Origin of the sequence: Halobacillus sp. (assembly GCF_049282395.1) — a bacterium.
Lineage (GTDB): Bacteria > Bacillota > Bacilli > Bacillales > Halobacillaceae > Halobacillus.
Genome location: NZ_JBAPTY010000166.1, coordinates 1 through 3,008, shown reverse-complemented (window position 1 = coordinate 3,008; position 3,008 = coordinate 1). Strand labels below are relative to the sequence as shown.

At 43.7% G+C, this 3,008-nt stretch carries 4 protein-coding genes; 3 read left to right on the top strand and 1 reads right to left on the bottom strand.

Going from position 1 to position 3,008, the window contains the following annotated elements; genetic code table 11:
* Positions 1-224: 224 nt before the first annotated feature.
* From WAM07_RS07370 to WAM07_RS07360, 3 genes are all read left to right on the top strand, one after another.
* Entirely contained in the window at positions 225-842 is a 618-nt protein-coding gene (locus WAM07_RS07370) for a DUF2651 family protein (protein ID WP_422165882.1), read from the top strand.
* A 319-nt stretch (positions 843-1,161) separates the two neighbouring features.
* Positions 1,162-1,941, top strand: a complete 780-nt coding sequence (fabI, locus tag WAM07_RS07365) for an enoyl-ACP reductase FabI (RefSeq protein ID WP_422165881.1) — start codon at positions 1,162-1,164, stop codon at positions 1,939-1,941.
* Positions 1,942-2,239: 298 nt separating this feature from the next.
* Entirely contained in the window at positions 2,240-2,776 is a 537-nt protein-coding gene (locus WAM07_RS07360; protein ID WP_422165880.1) for a CotO family spore coat protein, read from the top strand.
* Between the two features lie 41 nt (positions 2,777-2,817).
* On the opposite strand, the gene WAM07_RS07355 is transcribed toward WAM07_RS07360, so the two are convergent.
* On the bottom strand, positions 2,818-3,008 hold a 191-nt coding region (locus WAM07_RS07355), incomplete at its 5' end, for a CotY/CotZ family spore coat protein (RefSeq protein ID WP_422165879.1).

The following is a 3,008-nucleotide window of genomic DNA, read 5'->3' as shown; positions in this document are numbered from 1 at the left end:
GAATTATATTAGTCTGTTCCTTGGTGCCTGTGATCTATATTTATTTATTAAGAAAGAGGAAGATAGAAGACGAGGATGAAGAGGAGCTTTCCAGTTAATTATCTCTTTAAAAAGGACCGAAGTTCTGATGGATCATAGCTTCGGTCTTTTTTTATGTAGGTACATTGAAAAAACGACCCCTTTAGTGTAATATTACACTAAACCCAAATGGGAGGAGAATGTGTATGTACGTAATCCCGCTTGTCCTATTTTTATTTCCCATGCTTGCTTTCGTGATGGGCGTTCTAGGCCGAACTCTTTTTAAAAAATTGTTTATTGCACCTGTCATCGTCTTTGGTCTTTCCCTGCTGGCTCAACTCCTGTACTTAAGTTTATCTTTTTTTACATGGACCCTCATCTATACAGCCCTTGCTTTTTCAAGTAGTCTTACCGCTCATTTTCTCCTCCAGAAATATCGACCCAGCCGCAAAGTTCAAAAGACAAGTGTGATCATTCTTCTGGGCTCTCTCCTTATTCCAGCGCTGATTTTTACCATATCGAGGCCGGTAAATGCCGTGCTGATGGAGAAAAAAGTGGAGAAACACCTGCAACAAGAAGGATACTCGACAACCGACATTAACTCCATTGAAACCTTCTATGAGGGCAAACGTAATACCAATCGGACAGAACCTGTCATGGCAGAGGTTATTTTTACAGATGACCCTGGCCATACATATCTTTATATTGAATTGAAAAAGGAAAACCGGGTCGTGCAGATGTGTGAATATGAGAGGAGTCCGAACTTTTATACGAACGAGTACACGGAGGAACGGCCTCATATGGTTAGAGACTGCTTTGAATAAGGAAGACAGTGCTCAGGGTTAACCAAGGTATCCGTCTAATAAAACGAACTTCGACAATTCGGTTCGCATCGAAGCGGTTATAATAAACGCCGAAACGGGAAAAGAAATTCCTGTAGAGGGAGAGATCGTTCATTCGCTTGCTCTAAATGAAGAATAATCTTTTGCCATCACTGGGGCTGACTCTTCCCGTCTCCAACTGCAAAAGAAGGAATAGGGCTGCTTCAGTAGATAATTGTATTTTGTTAATTGATATAATAAAATAGGAGCAGGTACTAATAACAAATCCCAATTGTAGAAATCACCTCAAGGAGGGCATGGAATGAATTTATCATTAGAAGGACGCACCTATGTCGTAATGGGCGTAGCCAACAAACGAAGTATTGCGTGGGGCATTGCACGCTCTTTACATGAAGCAGGCGCGAGACTTATTTTTACTTATGCATCCGAACGTTTCGGGAAAGCCGTTCATGAACTGGCAGACACGCTTGAAGGGGAAAACAATTCCTTATTCTATGAGTGCGACGTAACCAATGATGAAGCCATCATTCAAACGTTCGAAAATATCCAGAATGATGTAGGCGTCATTCATGGACTGGCTCACTGCATTGCTTTTGCCAACCGCGATGAGTTAAAGGATGAGTTCCTGAACACGAGCCGTGACGGATTCCTAACCGCTCACAACATCAGTTCTTATTCACTTACCGCTGTGGCACGTGCGGCTAAGCCGCTTATGTCAGAAGGCGGGAGCATTATTACCATGACGTATCTCGGCGGCGAGCAAGTCGTCCAGAACTACAATGTCATGGGTGTTGCTAAAGCGAGCCTGGATGCAAGCATGAAGTATTTAGCCAATGACTTAGGTAAGCACAACATTCGTGTGAACGCGATTTCCGCTGGTCCAATCCGTACGCTGTCCGCTAAAGGCGTAGGCGACTTTAACCAGATCCTTCAGGAAATTGAAGAACGTGCGCCGCTGCGCCGTCCCGTTACACAGGAAGAAGTAGGCGATACCGCTTATTATCTAATGAGTGACCTTTCCCGCGGAGTAACAGGAGAAGTTATTCACGTGGACTCCGGCTTTAACATTATCGGTTATTAATAGAGAAATCCCCGGACTCTTTTCAGAGAGTGCCGGGGATTTTTTTATGTCCAGGAGAAATAAAAGATCCATTTCACTTGCCACTTGAAATAATTCAATCGGTCTTTGAATATCATGGTTACTAAGGCATTTGTCTAATTATATTATCCTGACCAGCAGAGAAAAGGATCGTTCGTTACTGTGTTAAAACTTTGTAAAAAAGGAAGAAATAATGTCGAACTTGGGTGATTGTGAACATGCTGTCCCAAACTGGCATATACATAGAACGATGACCCTATTTAAAAAGGAGAGATCCGGAATGGCTGAAAACACGGAAAACAAACGAATGGCAAAGCAACCGATGCTTTATATCGCCCAACCTAAATTCAAACCTGCTGAAGTTTCCATGCAGACCAGCTTTCGTACTCAACGGAGCCAATCTGCTCCAGCACCTGTCGAGCAGCCCGCTAAATCAGAAACACCCTCGACTTCTCTTCATGAAAAAGAACTGAGACTGAGAAATCAGAATAAAGCGGCATCCGCTGCCAGTCCACTAAAAGCAAAAGAGGAGGCGCCTGCCGACGAGGAGTCAGAGAAAAAGGAACAGCCTGAATCTTCAAGAGATCGCAGACTTCGTTTCCATGAATTATCTCTAGAGGAGAAAGTGAACTACTTTTTCACGTTATCTCCGCACGTGCCAAAAATGAAGTGTGAGGTATCGACCGAGGACAATAAATACAGAGGATACATTACGGACTATGAAGAAGGAATCGTCCACTTAAAGATTTTTCAGAGGCCCTTCCAGCAAGAGGTGCCGTTTAAGGACATTACCGATATTCGATTAATTGGATTCTAAGAAAAAAACCGCGCTTTGTCAGCGCGGTTTTCGTTTGATGATTACAGTGCTGCTGTTGCAGGCAGGCAAGTCACGTGGCAGAAGCAGTTAAGATCTACCGTAATACAGATGCCGGAAGCGCGCAGGTTTCTGCAGCTTTGGTCAGCAGGAGAGTTCGGATCAAATCTATGATGATGATGGTATCCATCAGATGATTCGTCTGTTCCCCCTACATTTCCGTGATGATGGTCGG